General features: G+C 64.9%; 14 protein-coding genes. 6 read left to right on the top strand and 8 right to left on the bottom strand.

The window, feature by feature from the left end; translation table 11 throughout:
- Positions 1-2: 2 nt before the first annotated feature.
- Positions 3-1,307, bottom strand: a complete 1,305-nt coding sequence (locus JQ573_RS17855; protein ID WP_212313778.1) for an ATP-binding protein — start codon at positions 1,305-1,307, stop codon at positions 3-5.
- Positions 1,304-1,966, bottom strand: a complete 663-nt coding sequence (locus JQ573_RS17860; protein WP_212313780.1) for a response regulator transcription factor — start codon at positions 1,964-1,966, stop codon at positions 1,304-1,306. The genes JQ573_RS17855 and JQ573_RS17860 overlap by 4 nt, the downstream gene beginning before the upstream one ends.
- Positions 1,967-2,231: 265 nt before the next feature.
- Between JQ573_RS17860 and JQ573_RS17865 the strand changes: the two genes are divergently transcribed.
- The 4 genes from JQ573_RS17865 (at position 2,232) to JQ573_RS17880 (ending at position 6,669) form a co-directional block, all read left to right on the top strand.
- Entirely contained in the window at positions 2,232-2,987 is a 756-nt protein-coding gene (locus JQ573_RS17865) for a hypothetical protein (RefSeq protein ID WP_249131980.1), read from the top strand.
- 57 nt (positions 2,988-3,044) lie between these two features.
- On the top strand, positions 3,045-3,443 hold the full coding sequence (locus tag JQ573_RS17870) for a hypothetical protein (RefSeq protein ID WP_212313782.1): 399 nt from the start codon (positions 3,045-3,047) through the stop codon (positions 3,441-3,443).
- Between the two features lie 74 nt (positions 3,444-3,517).
- Positions 3,518-4,288 carry a hypothetical protein gene (locus tag JQ573_RS17875; protein ID WP_212313784.1) on the top strand — a complete coding sequence of 257 codons (771 nt, stop codon included), beginning with the start codon at positions 3,518-3,520 and terminating at the stop codon, positions 4,286-4,288.
- A gap of 380 nt (positions 4,289-4,668) precedes the next feature.
- Positions 4,669-6,669 (top strand): hypothetical protein, encoded by a 2,001-nt coding sequence (locus JQ573_RS17880; protein ID WP_249131916.1) that lies wholly within the window; start codon positions 4,669-4,671, stop codon positions 6,667-6,669.
- A gap of 69 nt (positions 6,670-6,738) precedes the next feature.
- Here JQ573_RS17880 and JQ573_RS17885 read toward each other — a convergent pair whose 3' ends face one another.
- On the bottom strand, positions 6,739-7,716 hold the full coding sequence (locus tag JQ573_RS17885) for a 2-enoyl thioester reductase domain-containing protein (RefSeq protein ID WP_212313786.1): 978 nt from the start codon (positions 7,714-7,716) through the stop codon (positions 6,739-6,741).
- A 125-nt stretch (positions 7,717-7,841) separates the two neighbouring features.
- On the opposite strand from JQ573_RS17885, the gene JQ573_RS17890 reads away from it, so the two are divergent.
- Both JQ573_RS17890 and JQ573_RS17895 read left to right on the top strand, forming a co-directional pair.
- The gene (locus tag JQ573_RS17890; RefSeq protein ID WP_212313788.1) at positions 7,842-8,417 is read left to right on the top strand and encodes a TetR/AcrR family transcriptional regulator; all 576 of its coding nucleotides are present in this window, start codon (positions 7,842-7,844) and stop codon (positions 8,415-8,417) included.
- A 143-nt stretch (positions 8,418-8,560) separates the two neighbouring features.
- A complete protein-coding gene (locus JQ573_RS17895) occupies positions 8,561-8,917 on the top strand; it encodes a hypothetical protein (protein ID WP_092123892.1) in 357 nt (118 codons plus the stop codon).
- Positions 8,918-8,958: 41 nt separating this feature from the next.
- On the opposite strand, the gene JQ573_RS17900 is transcribed toward JQ573_RS17895, so the two are convergent.
- The 5 genes from JQ573_RS17900 to JQ573_RS17920 all read right to left on the bottom strand — a co-directional run bounded on the left by JQ573_RS17900 (position 8,959) and on the right by JQ573_RS17920 (position 14,617).
- Complete coding sequence (locus JQ573_RS17900) at positions 8,959-11,034, bottom strand: pyridoxamine 5'-phosphate oxidase family protein (RefSeq protein ID WP_212313790.1); 2,076 nt, start codon at positions 11,032-11,034, stop codon at positions 8,959-8,961.
- Between the two features lie 60 nt (positions 11,035-11,094).
- A complete protein-coding gene (locus JQ573_RS17905) occupies positions 11,095-11,712 on the bottom strand; it encodes a glutathione S-transferase family protein (RefSeq protein ID WP_212313792.1) in 618 nt (205 codons plus the stop codon).
- 232 nt (positions 11,713-11,944) lie between these two features.
- Entirely contained in the window at positions 11,945-12,358 is a 414-nt protein-coding gene (locus tag JQ573_RS17910; RefSeq protein WP_212313794.1) for a Rieske (2Fe-2S) protein, read from the bottom strand.
- Positions 12,359-12,365: 7 nt separating this feature from the next.
- Positions 12,366-13,478: an amidohydrolase family protein gene (locus JQ573_RS17915; RefSeq protein ID WP_212313796.1), complete on the bottom strand. Its 1,113-nt coding sequence runs from the start codon at positions 13,476-13,478 to the stop codon at positions 12,366-12,368.
- A gap of 74 nt (positions 13,479-13,552) precedes the next feature.
- The gene (locus JQ573_RS17920) at positions 13,553-14,617 is read right to left on the bottom strand and encodes an amidohydrolase family protein (RefSeq protein ID WP_212313798.1); all 1,065 of its coding nucleotides are present in this window, start codon (positions 14,615-14,617) and stop codon (positions 13,553-13,555) included.
- Positions 14,618-14,788 lie beyond the last annotated feature (171 nt).

The raw sequence follows: 14,788 nt of genomic DNA on the forward strand, positions 1-14,788 counted from the left end.
CTTTACCCGTCGGTCGCCGGCAGCTTGACGGTCACGCGCAGGCCTGAACGTCCGGCACCGGTCACATTTTCGAACAGAACCGAACCGGCGGCATGATCGACGATGCGCTTCACGATCGAGAGCCCGAGCCCGGCGCCCTCGCCGCTCGGCTGACCGCCGCGAAAGAACGGCTCGCCGATCCGCGCCAAATCCTGCGGCGGAATCCCCGGCCCGGTGTCCTCGATCTGGATGACGGCCATTCCGTCCTCCCGACCGACGGCAAGATCGACAGCCCCTCCGTTGGGCGTGAACTTGATTGCGTTCTCGACCAGGTTCCGGACCGCCGAGATCAGGGACAGCTCGTCGGCGTTCACCGCGACCTCCTCGACCGTCGTGAAACCGAGATCGATGTTGCGCGCTGCCGCCTCAGGCAGCAGATCGGCGACGACGCCTTTTGCGATCTTGTCCAGCTCCACTGGTCCACGCGCGATGGCCGGCGCAGCGTCCTGACGCGCCAGCGCGAGGAGTTGCTCGAGCAGATGCTTGGTGCGCCGCATGCCGCTCTTCAGCGCATCGAGCCGGTCGCGCGTCTCCGCCGGCATGTCGAGGGAGGCGAGATTTTCCGCCTGCAGGCTGAGCGCGGTGACCGGCGTTCGAAGTTCATGGGCCGCGTCGGCGATGAAACGCCGCTGCTGATCCATCATGACGCGCACCCGTCGCAGCAACCCGTTGATCGAGCCAAGGAACGGCTGCAGCTCGCTCGGCGCGCCCGTCGCCGGCAAGGCACCGACGTCATCCACCCTGCTCGCATCGAGATCGCCGGCGAGGCGCAACATCGGCCGGAACGATCGGGCGATCACGAATGCCGTCATCAGCAGCAGACACGGCACCAGCGCGGCAATCGGCAACAGCGTGCGCACGGCCATATCGCCGGCGATCTCGGTGCGGATCTCGGTCTGCTGCGTCACCGCGAAGCGGCTGCCGTCCGGCCGGGTCCGAAGCAGCACGCGGACCGGCTGCCCGTGATAGACATCATTATGCAGCCCGTCCTTCAGGCCCCAAAGCCGGCGATCGTCGGCGGAGCCGCGCGGCACCTCGCCGAGCTCGACGACGGCAACCTCGGCTTCCGCGTCGACGCCGGTGACCGGGCGGCTTTGCCGGATCGGAGCGCTGAGCGCGAAGCTGCCGATCTGGATCAGGACGGAGTCCTGCATCTCGATCGCTTCGCTATAGGCCCATTTGTACGCCAGGAGTCCGCCGACGGCACCCGTCAACAGGATGATCGCGGTGAGGCCGACGAACAGGCGTCCGCGCAGCGATCTCATCATCTCGAACGATCCACCATCCATCCGACGCCGCGCACGTTCCTGATCGCCGCGGCGCCGAGTTTTCTGCGCACGGCGTGGATCAGGAACTCGACCGCGTTGCTCTCGACCTCCTCGCGCCAGCCATAGATCTGGCGTTCGAGCTCGGCACGGGACAGGATCGTCCCCGGCCGCGCCAGCAGCGCCTGCAGCAGGGCGAACTCGCGTGCGCTGAGCACGGCTTTTTCTCCGCAGAAGGTGGCTTCCCGCGTGGCCGGGTCGAGATGAAGCTCACCGTTCGTCAGCACCGGCGGCGCTCCGCTGCCCTCGCGCCGCAGCACCGCGCGCATGCGCGCCAGCAACTCGGCGATCTCGAACGGCTTGACCAGGTAATCGTCGGCGCCGAGATCGAGCCCCCGGATGCGATCATTCAGCGCATCGCGTGCGGTGAGAATGATCACGGGAAGCCGCGAGGCGCGCTCCCGGATCGCCTTGAGAACGTCGAGACCGTCAGTCAACGGCAGGCCGAGATCGAGCAGCGCAATGTCGTAGGTCTCGCTGCGGCTGGCTTCGATGGCGAGATCACCGTTGCGCACCCAGTCGACCGCATAGGCGGCATCCCTCAGCGCCTCGACGACGGCGGCGCCGATCATCCTGTCGTCCTCCACCACGAGCACCCGCATCGCCTGGCAATCCATCCCGATCCGCGCCGGGAGTAGGCCCGGCGAAACTGCGTCGCACCGAACAACCCGCGACGCCTGCGCGATCATATCAGTTTCGACTTAGCCGCGGCTTAGGGGCTTTCGGCGCCCAGATGGCGGCCGCTCCGCCCACCTAAGCCGGGGCTAAGTCTCGCAGGGCACGCTCCGTTTCGAACTCGGCGGAACCGCCGACCCTGTCAAAGCGGAGCTTCACACCGTGCTGGATATCAGACCCATCGGCCGCAGCATGCTGAACAAGGTCCCCGAAGTCACCCTCGTCTTCTGGCTGATCAAGATCATGTCGACCACGGTCGGCGAGACCGGCGCCGATTACCTTGCCGTCCATGTCGGCCTTGGCACCAGCGTGACCGGGCTGCTGATGATCACGCTGCTTGCCGCAGTGCTGGCCATCCAGCTGCGGATGGACCGTTACGTGCCGTGGGTCTACTGGCTGACGGTCGTACTCGTCAGCATCGTCGGGACGCAGATCACCGATGCACTGACCGACAAGCTCGAGATCAGCCTCTACGTCAGCACGGCCGCCTTCGCGATCGCCCTGGCCGCGACCTTTGCGATCTGGTTTTCGGTCGAGCGGACGCTGTCGATCCACAGCATCGTGACCCAACGGCGCGAATTGTTCTACTGGGCCGCGATCCTCTTCACATTCGCGCTCGGCACGGCTGCGGGCGATCTTGCGACCGAAGCGCTGGGCCTTGGCTTCAACGTCGGGGTGGTCGCGTTCACGGCACTGATCGCGGTCATCGCCGCAGCTTACGCACTCGGCGCCAATGCGGTGCTGACCTTCTGGCTCGCCTACATCCTGACGCGTCCGCTCGGAGCATCGTTCGGCGACCTGCTGTCCCAGGCCCGCGAGTATGGCGGCCTCGGCTTCGGCACGATCTACACCAGCCTCGCCTTCCTGACGGTGATCGTCGCGCTGGTCGCCTGGCTGTCGTTCGAAGGCGACGCCGGCGGAAAGCCCGAGGCGTCGCCCGGCGCGTGAATGCGACACGCGCCCCAACGGACACCCATCGAAGCCCCTCACACAGGAGAACCACCCATGAACAAGACGACACTCGGCCTTGCGACGGCGATCGTTGCGCTCGCAGTCATCCAGCCGCTCCCCGATGCCAACGCAGGCCTCAAGCTGCTGCCGCACACGCAGACGGCCGCCGCCAGGCTCGGCGACCTGATGCCATTTCGCAGCATCGCCGCCGATGTCGCGGCACTGGTCGACAAGGGCGACCTGGCCGGCGCCAAGACGCGGATCAAGGATCTCGAGACCAAATGGGACGAAGCGGAAGCCGGATTGAAGCCACGCGCGGCCGCGGACTGGCACACGGTCGACAAGGCGATCGATCGCGCGCTCGAGGCGGTGCGTGAGACCAATCCGGATGCCGCCAAATGCAAGAAGGCGCTCGCCGAACTGCTGTCGATCATGGACTCGATGAAGGCCTGATCTCGCCATCCATCATTTCGACCACCGCCGGCGGCATCGTCCGCCGGCGACCGGCCTCCCGGAGCGAAGAACCCATGGAATTATTGTTGCACGACACCGCCGCGGACGAGCGCGCGGGAAAGGTCCCCGCCGTCACGCTCGGCTTCTGGGTCATCAAGATTCTCGCCACGACGCTCGGCGAGACCGGCGGCGACGCCGTCACGATGTCGATGAATCTCGGCTATCTCGTCGGCACCGCGATCTTCGCGGTCATCTTCGCTGTTGCCGTCGCGGCGCAGATGGCGGCGAAGCGCTTTCATCCGCTGCTCTACTGGACGGTGATCATCGCGACCACGACCGTCGGCACGACCTTTGCCGACTTCGTCGACCGCTCGCTCGGAATCGGATATCTCGGCGGCTCATCGCTGCTCGCCGGGCTGCTCGTTGTGTCCCTTGCCGCGTGGCATCGTACCATGGGAACGGTCTCGATCGCGTCGATCGACAACAAGGCGGCCGAAACCTTCTACTGGATCACGATCCTGTTCTCGCAGACGCTGGGCACCGCGCTCGGCGACTGGATGGCCGATTCCACCGGGCTCGGCTATCGCGGCGGCGCCATCGTGTTCGCCGCCGGCATCGCCATCGTTGCCGCCGCCTATCTCTGGACCAGGGTGTCGCGCACGGTGCTGTTCTGGATCGCTTTCGTCCTGACCAGGCCGCTCGGCGCGACTGTCGGCGATTTCCTTGACAAGCCGCTGGATCACGGCGGCCTTGCGCTCAGCCGCTACACGGCATCGATCGCTCTCGCCGTTGCGATCGCCGCCCTGGTCTTCATCCTGCCGCAGCGGGCGGGGGAGCACGCGTGAACGTCAAGCCTCTGCCCGCACCGGACATCGTTCTCTGAGTGCGGGCAGGTTGGCGCGTCGCGATCGTCGTCTCGCGATTGATCGGTTCGCGGTCGATAGTCCGTCGCGAACTGCATGAACGGAGCCCCTCGATGTGAGGTGGTTCAAAGCGAGGTCTAGGACGTTTTGCCGCAGTTCGTTTGGCCAGCGGGTGTGACGCCCGTCATAGATGCCGCGCGCATATTCTGCGAACCTGATCTTGATACTGTCTGCTTTCTTGACGCGCTGCTCTCGGCCCAATGACGCTGGTTCAGCACCAGCCCGTTTCGCGAGCACAAATTGATTGCCTTGCACCTTGGACATTAGCCGGCTTCGACCGGCGCACCACGAGGACGCAAACCATGGCCAATACCGCACCGGTCGTCACGATTGGCAACCACAGCCTGTTGTACAATCAGTGGCAGAAGATGCAGCCATGGCTGACTTATTTCGACGCCGACGGCAATCCCGCGCAGAGCTTTCAGTTCTTCGACGGTGGCACCGCCGCGACCAGCGGCTATTTCTGGACTCCCAGCAATAGCCATTGGGATGCCGGCACCGCCATCGATGTTGCAGCGTCTGATCTCTCCGATGTTTGGCTGCGTGCCGGTTCGGTCGGCGGCTCCGAGACACTCTGGGCACGTGCCTTCGACGGGACGGACTGGAGCACCTGGACCTCGTTCACCTTCACGACGATTCCAAACACGCCTCCCGTCGCGACGATCAACGACCAGCAGCTGCACACCAACACATGGGCGCAGGTCACGAACTGGCTGAACTACTCCGACGCCAACGGCGATGCCGCGACCAAGTACCAGTTCTGGGACAGCGGAACAGCCGCCACCAGCGCGTATTTCTGGACTCCCACCAATTCCCACTGGGCTGCCAACACCGTGATCGACGTTTCGGCCGCTGATCTCGCCAATGTCTGGGTCCAGGGCGGCTCCACGACCGGCTCCGAGACCATGTGGGTCAGGGCGTTCGACGGAACGGACTGGAGCAACTGGGATACCTTCACGTTGACGTCGACGAATTCGGCCCCCGTCGTGACGACCGGTGATCATTCCATCCACGTGGGCCAGTGGGTGACCGTCGGCAACTGGTTGACGGCGTCGGATGCCGACAACGATGCGATCACGAAGTACCAGTTCTGGGACAGCGGCACGGCCGCGACCAGCGCCTATTTCTGGACGCCGACCAATTCCCACTGGGACGCCAACACCGTGATCGACGTTTCGGCCGCTGATCTCGCCAATGTCTGGATCCAGGGCGGCTCGGCGACCGGTTCGGAGACGATGTGGGTCAGGGGCTTCGACGGCACCACGTGGAGCAATTGGGATACTTTCACGCTGACGTCGACGGTCAACACGCCGCCGGTCGCGACCATCAACGACCAGTCGGTTCACGTCAATCAATGGGTCAAGCCCGAGGGCTGGCTCAGCACCAGCGATGCCGAGGGCGATACGATCACGAAATATCAGTTCTGGGACAGCGGCACGGCCGCGACCAGCGCCTACTTCTGGACTCCGACCAATTCGCACTGGGATGCCAACACCGTGATCGACGTTTCGGCGTCCGATCTGGACAATCTCTGGATTCAGGGCGGCTCGGCGACCAGCTCCGAGACCATGTGGGTCAGGGCGTTCGACGGTACCGCCTGGGGCAATTGGGACAGCTTTAACCTGACGTCGACGAACACGGCCCCGACGGTTGCGATCAGCGATCATTCGCTGAACGCCGCGCAGTGGGCACAGCTCGTCAACTGGACGACGGCATCCGACGCCGACGGCGATGCGATCACCAAATACCAGTTCTGGGACGGCGGCTCGGCCGCCAACAGCGCCTATTTCTGGACGCCCGCCAATTCACATTGGGCAGCCAACACGGTGATCGACGTTGCCGCGTCCGATCTGGCCAGTGTCTGGGTGCAAGGCGGCACCGCCGGCGGTTCCGAGACCATGTATGTGCGGGCCTTCGACGGTACCGCCTGGAGCAATTGGGACAGCTTTACCCTGACCTCGCTGCCCAACCACGCGCCCGTCGCCTCGATCAACGATCAGACCTTGCACGTCAATGAGTGGAGCCAGGTCAGCAACCTGTTGTCCTACTCTGATGTCGACGGAAATCCCGCGACCGAGTATCAGTTCTTCGACGGCGGCAACACCGCCAACAGCGGCTACTTCTGGACCTCCGCGAATTCCCATTGGGCTGCCAGCACCGTCATCGACGTCAGCGCCGCGGCCGTCGATGACGTCTGGGTCCGCGGTGGCGCCGCCACCGGCGCCGAGCCGATGTATGTGCGTGCGTTCGACGGCATCGATTGGGGCGCGTGGCACGCATTCGTGCTCACGACCATCGTCTAGCTACCTGCCGCGATCCGGCGGCGGACATGGCATTGCCGTGTCACGCCACGAGCTGCCCAGGCACACGGCCTAGCTTGGCGTGAAGATGACCTTGCCCTTGAACGCCGACGCCTGCGCGATCGCCTGCGAGAAATCCGCCAGGCCATAGCTCCCGACCACCGGTGCGCTGATCGCGCCGGATGCGACCATCGGCACGAGATGATCGTACATCCTGGCCAGGGCTTCGTCGGTTGCAGTCTTGCCCCAATGGCCGAGCCAGAAGCCGCGCACGGACACCTCATTGAAAATCACGCTCAAGGCCGAGCCGGAGAACGGCTGTCCGCTCATCGCGCTGTAGATGACGAGCACCGCCTTCGGCGCCAGGCAGTTCATCAGGTTCAACGTGGACGCGCCGCCGACGACGTCGAGCGCCAGCAGGATCGGCGCCCCGCCGGTCTCCTTGGCGACACGCTTGGCGAGATCCGGTCCGTCGACCAGCACGACATCGCCGCCGACCGACTTGACCTCGTCGACGACCTCCTCGCGCCGGACGACGTTGACCGTCTTGAGTCCGAGCGATTTGGCGACGGCGATCACCGCCCGCGCCGTCGCTGAATTGGCGCCGTTCTGGATCACCCAGCCGCCGTGCGGGATCTTCACGAAATCGGTCAGCAGCAGATAGGCGGTCGCCGGGTTGACCCCGATCATCGAGAGTTGCTGGACGTCCGCTTTCTCAGGCAACGGCCGCTGCCACGACGCCGTGAACTTGACGCGTTCGGTCCAGGTCGGGACCGTGAACGGAATCAGCGTGCGATCGTCGACCTTCAGGTTCTTGACCTGCGATCCCGCGGCGACCACCCGCCCGACACCCTCGATCCCGAGCGTCGCCGGCGGCGTCGGCAGATAGCCGTAACGCCCGGCGATGATCATGAAATCCGAGTTGTTGATCGGCGCAGCCTCGACGGCGACCACGACCTCGTCGGGGCCGGGGCTGCCCACGTCGGGCACCTCATTGAGCTTGACCACATCCTGAGCACGTCCGAACGCAACGACCTGAACAGCCTTCATGGCACGATCTCCCGGTTTCGTTATGTACCAGTAAGTACAGAATGTGGATGACGTCAATGGCCCCGATCGCCTTCACAGCAAGGTGAAGGCTTCACATCCGACGCGGGAGTACATAAAAGGGCGGTATGGCAAGGCCGCGCAGCTTCGATCCGGACGACGTCCTGGAAATCGCCCGTCAGGTGTTCTGGCAGAAGGGTTTTCAGGCGACCTCGCTCGACGAGATCACGGCGGCGAGCGGCGTCGCGAAGCCCAGCCTCTATGCGGCGTTCGGCGACAAGAACGCGTTGTTCCTCAAGGTGCTGGACCGCTATCACGACGGCATCCTGGGCTGGGCCGAGCGCGTGCTGGCGCAGCCGGGGCCGGCCCGTGAGGCGATCAGGCAGTGGCTCACCGGCTTCATCCCCTACTGCTCGGGCGAGAAGGGACAGCGCGGCTGCCTGTCGATCAATTCCGCGACCGACGGCTCGCTCGATCAGGCCGAGCTTCGCAAGAGCATCGAACGCTACAACCGGCGGCTCGAAGAGCTGTTGCGCGCGCGGCTGCGCGCCGACCGCGCCGAGTTCAGGAAGGGTTTTGATCCCGACGTCACCGCGCACACCATCATGGTGGTGCATGCCGGACTGCTGGCGCTCGCGCACCAAAGGCCGGATTCGAAGCGGGTGAAAGCCGTGATCGACCAGGTGATGGGCCTGCTCGCCTGATTTTGCCGGCACCCGGCCCTGGCCCGACGGCACACAGTGCCTCGCATGAATGTAAATATATGACGATCGTCATGTTATTGATGTCGCGCGCGTGATGACCATGTCCGGATTGGCTGCTGGGCCTTTCCGGATCTGGGGATCAGATGAACAAACCGTTTTGGCGTGCGACGCTTTTTGCCATCACCGGCCTGCTGGCGCTGCCGGCGATCGGCCCGGTGCAAGCCCATGATCACCAGCATCCCGAGTTGAACGGCTGGTATGAGAGCCTGCACAGCGGCAAGGGACCCTGCTGCGACGGCAGCGACGCGCAGCGCGTCGACGATGCCGATTGGGACACCAAGGACGGCCACTATCGCGTCCGCCTCGAGGGTGAGTGGGTCGACGTTCCCGAGGACGCCGTCGTCGCCGGACCGAACCGCGCCGGCCGCACCATGGTCTGGCCGTATTACCTCGATGGCCACCCGCGGCCGCGCTGCTTCATGCCGGGCAGCATGGGCTGAATGTCACCGAAGACGCCGCGCGCGTCGGCAAACTCGGCTGATCAAAGATCCAGCTGGACCCGATCCACGCCGTCGCCATCCGGCTTCGCCGGGACCGCGCAGCAGATCAGCACCTCGTCGTCAGCCACCTCGGCGGTCGGCTCCTTCAGATAGGTCACGGCGCCTGCCAGCAATCGGGTTCGACAGCTTCCGCAATTACCTTCCCGGCAACTGAAGGCCGGGCTGAGACCGCGCGCCTCCGCCAGTTCGAGCAGCGTTCCGGATTCCGGCGTCCAGCGCGCTTCCTTCATCGATGCGGTGAAGGCGACCGCGACTGGCGAGGTCGCAGCCGGCCGGCGCGGCGGCACTGTTGTGACCACGTCCGGCTTCCGTACCAGCGACGATGGACCAAACGCCTCGGCGTGAATCCTGCCGTCGGCGATGTTGTAGCCGCGCAGGGCGTCATAGAGTGATTGGGTGAACTGCGGCGGTCCGCACAGATAGAAATCGTAATCGTTGAACGGCAGGACGCGCGACAGCAGTGCCATGTCGATCCGTCCCGCGGCGTCGTAGTCCGTGCCCTGCTCGGCGCCATCGACGTCACTGAGGACGCGGACGATCCGGACTGCGCCGCCGGCGGCATCGGCCAATTGCTGCAACTCGTCGCCGAACGCGCGCTCGGCCCTGGCATGCGCGGCCTGGAACAGGAAGGTCGGCCGGATGCCGCGGGTCCGCAGCCCTTCATAGACCACATGGCGCAGCATCGCGAGCATCGGCGTGATACCGACGCCGCCGGCAAGCAGCACCGCGGGCCGCTTCTCGCGCGCATCGATCGTGAAGCCGCCGCTCGGCGCCCTTGCCTCGATGATATCGTCGACATGGATCGTGTCGTGGAGATGTCGCGACGCCAGGCCGTCGCGCTTCACGCTGATGCGGTACATGCCGTCCGACGGCGCGACCGACAGCGTGTAGGTGCGAATGACCGGCTTGCCGGAGCCGGGCAATGTGAGGCGGATCGGCAGATGCTGTCCGGCCTGATGCGGCAGCAGCCCCGCGCCATCGTCCGGCTGCAGATGAAACGAGCGGATCGAACGGCTCTCGTCGACGATCCCGGTGACCTTGAACGGGCGCCACTGCGTCGCGCGCTCGGACGCGCGGAGCCGGTCAGCGGCCTGCGCCCAGTCGCCGGTCATCAGTGCATTCGGCGACCAGCCCGCGTTCTGGAACGCCCAGCGCAGCGGCAGCGCGCCGCGCCTGCGCACCACGCGGCGGGTGCGAAAACTCCAGAGCCGTTCGGCGCCCTGGAACGCCGCGATCTCGGGCGAGTCCAGGATCACCTTCGCATCGCCCGTCAGTTGCAGCATGTCGCCGGTTTCGAAATCGACGAACACCAGCCCGGCCTTGCCGTTGACGAGGATGTTGCCGAGCGTGTTGAAGAACAAATTGCCGGCGAAATCGGGGACAGTCAGCGTGCCGTCATCGCCAACTCGAACGAAACCCGCTCTGCCGCCGCGATGCGAGACATCGACCTGGCGACGGTCCTCGCGCTCGGCATAGGACGCCACGAAGAACGTATCCGCCGCCGCGATCGTGTCGCGCGCCGCCTGATCGAGCGTCGTGCCTTGCTCGACGTCTCCGGTGAAAGCTGCGTCCGGCTCGCGCACGAAGGCAAAATCGCGGAGCTGGATGTATTGCGGACAATTGCCAAAACTCTGGTCGAGTTCGAAGCTGAGCACCTTGCCCGACGATGCACGGAGCAGCCCGTTGGCACGGTTGCGGCGCCGCGTGTGCAATTCGATCCCCAACAGTCCGATCGCATCGCCGTCAAGCATGCCCTCGCTTGCGGGATCGCTGGGCTCAGGCCGCGCATCGATCTCGAGGCTGCGCGGCGTCGGCGACGAGATAAAGCCGGGCCGGCCGGCCAGCAGCGAGGCCCAGACGTCGCCGCTGCGGTCCACGCTGCCGACCACGATGAAGGGAATCTGCGCGAAGAAATCGCGATGCTGGTCGGGCATGAAGTCCCGCACCGCGCGCTGGCCGACACCCGCCATCTTCTCGGCGACGCCGACCTTCTGCTGGATCGCGATTTCGCCGGCATGCCAGGTCGCGAGCTTGCTCTTGGTTCGCCTGTCGCTCATCGCATCGCCCTCCCTTGCGGGGTTGGACGGACGCGCCCGCGGGCACGCCCGATCGACATATCACGCAGCCGCCGCCAAACCGGCGCGCGTCTTGGCAAAGGGCACGAAGCCCGGCAGCGCCTCGATCCGGCGCAGGAACGCGTTAACGCGCGCATAGGCAGAGAGATCGACATTGCCTTCGGGCGCGCTCGACAGATAGCTGTAGAGCGCCACATCAGCGATCGTCGGCTGCGCGCCGACCAGCCAGTCACGATCGGCGAGATGGGCTTCGAGCCGCTTCAGCAGCACATGGGCGCGCGCGATCACGTCGTCCGGATTGTGCTTCGCGCCGAACACCGTGATGAGCCGCGCCGCGGCAGGCCCGAACGCGAGATCGCCGGCGGCAACCGACAGCCAGCGCTGCACCATGGCGGCGCCCTTCGCATCCTGTGATAGCCAGTCGGTGCGGCCGAGCTTGGTCGCGAGATAGACCAGGATCGCGTTGGAATCGGCAATGATGGTGCCGTCATCGTCGAGCACCGGCACCTGACCGAACGGATTGAGCGCGAGGAATTCCGGCGTCTTCTGCGCCGCGGATTTGAGGTCGACGTCGACCAGTTCGTGCGGAATTCCGAGCAGGGAAATGAACAGGCGCGCGCGATGCGCGTGACCGGAGAGAGCAAAGTGATAGAGCTTCATGGTGCCGTTCCTGATGTCGTGGACGGGTTCATCCCGGCCGCGACCTCAAGGTGGCCCATTGCATCTCACATTATAATCACTGACAGCAGCACTTCATTATTGCATATTACGCAATAAATACTCTCCGGTCATGGCCAGGCTTGTCCCGGCCATCCACGTCTTTTCTGCAGCAAAGCAAGACGTGGATGCCCGGGACAAGCCCGGGCATGACGGCGAAATCCGGGGCAGCCCATTACACCTCGACGATCACGTAATTGTCCTCGATGTGCACCGGAAACGTCTCGGCGACATACGGCCCCTTCTGTAATTCGGCGCCGCTCTCGACCGCGACCGGATAGGAGCGAATCCTGAACCGCTTGGGATCGAACCAGGACTGGCCGTTGCGCATGTCGAATTCCCAGCCGTGCCACGGACAACGCAGCATCTCGCCGACACGGTCGCGCTGATAGATGCCGGGCTCCGGCGAAGTCAGGCGCGCCACGCAGGCCGCCTTCTCCAACGGCGCGCCCTCATGCGGACAGCGATTGAGCAGCGCGAAGAACTCGCCATTGACGTGGAACACGACGATGTCGCGGCCCTCGAGGCCGAACACCTTGTTGCCGCCGGCAGGAATCTCAGTGGTGCGCGCGACGATGTGACGGGCCATCGGTGTCCTAGAACTTGTAAACCGCGCGGGCATTGCTGTTGAAGATCTTGCGCCGCTCGGCGTCCGTCAGCGGCGTCTTGAAGGCGAAGCGCGCGTCGTCATAGTCCCAGTGCGGATAGTCCGACGAGAACAGCAGCCGGTCGATCCCGACCCATTCGATCAGCTGGCGCAGGTGCTTCGCTTCATCCGGCTCGTCGATCGGCTGGGTCGTGAACCAGAAATGCTGCTTCACATATTCGCTGGGCTTGCGCTTCAGATGCGGCACCTCGCTGCGGAAGCGCTCGAAATGCTGGTCCATCCGCCACATCGTGGCGGGGATCCAGCCGAAGCCGCCCTCGATGAACACGATCTTCAGTTTCGGGAAGCGCTCGGGAACGCCTTCCAGCACGAGGCTGGTGAGGTTCGAGGCCACCGTATGCGCATTCGACTGATGCTCCTCGCAATAATAGGACGGCCAGCCGCCGCCGGTCGGCGCATGCCCGCCATAGCCGCCGACATGGATGCCGAGCGGAAGATCGAGCTCTTGCGCGCGCTCGTAGATCGGCCAGTAGCGGCGGCGGCCGAGCGGCTCGTTGGCGCGCGGCGAGACGTTGATCTGGATGTACTCACCGGTTTTGGCGCAACGGTCGATCTCGGCGAGGCCGAGGTCGGAGCCGTCCTGCCCGACCAGGATCGAGGCCTTCAGCCTGGGATCGCGGTGCGCCCAGAAGGCGAGCTGCCAGTCGTTGATGGCGCGCTGGATCGCGGCGCCGAATTCCAGATTCTGCTGCGAGAAGATGAAGAGGTCGAGCACCTGCAGGATACCGAACTCGACATTGAACGGATCGAGATGCTGCTTGCGCATGAAATCGAGGTCGGAGCCGGGCACGCCGCCGGTCGGAGGCCATGCGTCGCGCCGCGCGATCAGCGGCGAGGAGCGCGGATACGGCGTGGTGCCGATATAGGGCGTGCGCAGATGGCTGCCATATTCCTTCAGATGCTGCTGCCAGCGTTTTGGCAGGAACTCGTTGAGGTCGCTGTGTGCATGAATGCTCGGATGGATGTCACAATCGATGATCTTGAGCCGCGTCGCGGCGGTGATCTCCTGGTCGAGCATCGGGCGGTCGATGACGTCACTCATGCGATCCTCCATTTGGCTTGGCGCATGATCTGTTCGGAAAACCGGTTCCCACTTTTCCGGATCATGCGCGCGAATTACGAGTCGAGCTTCAGGCGCGGGAACGTTTCAATCGGGTTGTCTTCGCACATCCGCTTGACGAGGCTATCAGGCAGATGCGGCGGGATCGGATCGTCGCCGTCGAACTGCCAGTGCGGATAGTCGGATGCGAACAGGAACATCTTGTCGGAGCCGATCTGGTCGATGATGTCGGCGACGCCGGTTGCATCCATCGGCGCGTCGAACGGCTGCATCGTCACGCGGAAATGATCGCGGATGATCGCACCCGGTTCGCGCTGCACCCACGGCACCTCGACGCGGACGCCGCGCCAGGTCTTGTTGGCGCGCCACATGAAGGCCGGCAGCCAGCTGACGCCCGACTCCATCAACACGACAGTCAATCCCGGATACTTCCCGAACACGCCCTCATAGATCAGGCTCAATGTCTGCGCCTGGAACGCCTGCGCTTCGGCCAGATAATATTCGTAACGATAGGACGGCCAGCCGATCGAGCTCGGCGCGCCGCGGTAGGCGCTGCCGGCGTGGATCGCGATCGGCAGTCTGTGTTTCTCCGCGGCCTGATAGATCGGCCAGTAGTGCCGCCGCCCGAGCAGCATCTCGCCCTGCGAGGGCACCAGCACGGAGACAAAGCGATGATCGCCGGCGCGGCGCTCGATCTCCTCGACTGCAAGATCCGGTGCCTGGATCGGCACCACGATCGAGGCGCGCAGCCGCGTGTCCCTGGCAAGCCACTCCGCCGCGATCCAGTCGTTGATCGCCTTGCAGAAGTCCGCCGCCATGTAGGGATCGAACACCGCCTGCGCGCCATAGACGACGTTGCAGATGGCGTGGCTGGCGCCGAGCTGGTCGAACGCGCCGCGCTGCACCATGGCAAGATCGCTACCGGGCTTGCGGCCGTCGGCCGGCCGCCAGTCGGCGCGGCCCGACAGCGGCATCGACGGCGGATAGGAGTTGAGATCCAGCCCGTCGATGGCGCGGCTGACCACCTGTTCCTTCCAGTGATCGCTCAGATAAGGCAGCAGCGTAGTGCGCGTTCCCCCCACCGCGGGATGGATGTCGCAGTCGATGCGCGTGGCCGCCATGATGCTCCCTAGATGTTCCGTTCCTCGGACTGAACTTCTTGTCTTGGTTGTTGGCGACATCGCTGCCGCAGAGCGGACTGTGACGCCGATGGCGCGATCGTGCAAGCGGGTCCACGCGGGGCCGCCCTGCCCTGTGCGCGCACCGCCCTCACGCGAAGTTGCGGGATGGCA

This window comes from Bradyrhizobium sp. AUGA SZCCT0105 (genome assembly GCF_018129565.1).
GTDB lineage: Bacteria > Pseudomonadota > Alphaproteobacteria > Rhizobiales > Xanthobacteraceae > Bradyrhizobium.

What these genes read in the sequence shown, in the direction of transcription:
- JQ573_RS17915 (WP_212313796.1), bottom strand. Translation starts at nt 13,478, where the DNA reads ATGAGTGACGTCATCGACCGCCCGATGCTCGACCAGGAGATCACCGCC.
- JQ573_RS17885 (WP_212313786.1), bottom strand. Translation starts at nt 7,716, where the DNA reads ATGAAGGCTGTTCAGGTCGTTGCGTTCGGACGTGCTCAGGATGTGGTC.
- JQ573_RS17905 (WP_212313792.1), bottom strand. Translation starts at nt 11,712, where the DNA reads ATGAAGCTCTATCACTTTGCTCTCTCCGGTCACGCGCATCGCGCGCGC.
- JQ573_RS17890 (WP_212313788.1), top strand. Translation starts at nt 7,842, where the DNA reads ATGGCAAGGCCGCGCAGCTTCGATCCGGACGACGTCCTGGAAATCGCC.
- JQ573_RS17895 (WP_092123892.1), top strand. Translation starts at nt 8,561, where the DNA reads ATGAACAAACCGTTTTGGCGTGCGACGCTTTTTGCCATCACCGGCCTG.
- JQ573_RS17920 (WP_212313798.1), bottom strand. Translation starts at nt 14,617, where the DNA reads ATGGCGGCCACGCGCATCGACTGCGACATCCATCCCGCGGTGGGGGGA.
- JQ573_RS17880 (WP_249131916.1), top strand. Translation starts at nt 4,669, where the DNA reads ATGGCCAATACCGCACCGGTCGTCACGATTGGCAACCACAGCCTGTTG.
- JQ573_RS17860 (WP_212313780.1), bottom strand. Translation starts at nt 1,966, where the DNA reads ATGCGGGTGCTCGTGGTGGAGGACGACAGGATGATCGGCGCCGCCGTC.
- JQ573_RS17875 (WP_212313784.1), top strand. Translation starts at nt 3,518, where the DNA reads ATGGAATTATTGTTGCACGACACCGCCGCGGACGAGCGCGCGGGAAAG.
- JQ573_RS17900 (WP_212313790.1), bottom strand. Translation starts at nt 11,034, where the DNA reads ATGAGCGACAGGCGAACCAAGAGCAAGCTCGCGACCTGGCATGCCGGC.
- JQ573_RS17865 (WP_249131980.1), top strand. Translation starts at nt 2,232, where the DNA reads ATGCTGAACAAGGTCCCCGAAGTCACCCTCGTCTTCTGGCTGATCAAG.
- JQ573_RS17910 (WP_212313794.1), bottom strand. Translation starts at nt 12,358, where the DNA reads ATGGCCCGTCACATCGTCGCGCGCACCACTGAGATTCCTGCCGGCGGC.
- JQ573_RS17870 (WP_212313782.1), top strand. Translation starts at nt 3,045, where the DNA reads ATGAACAAGACGACACTCGGCCTTGCGACGGCGATCGTTGCGCTCGCA.
- JQ573_RS17855 (WP_212313778.1), bottom strand. Translation starts at nt 1,307, where the DNA reads ATGATGAGATCGCTGCGCGGACGCCTGTTCGTCGGCCTCACCGCGATC.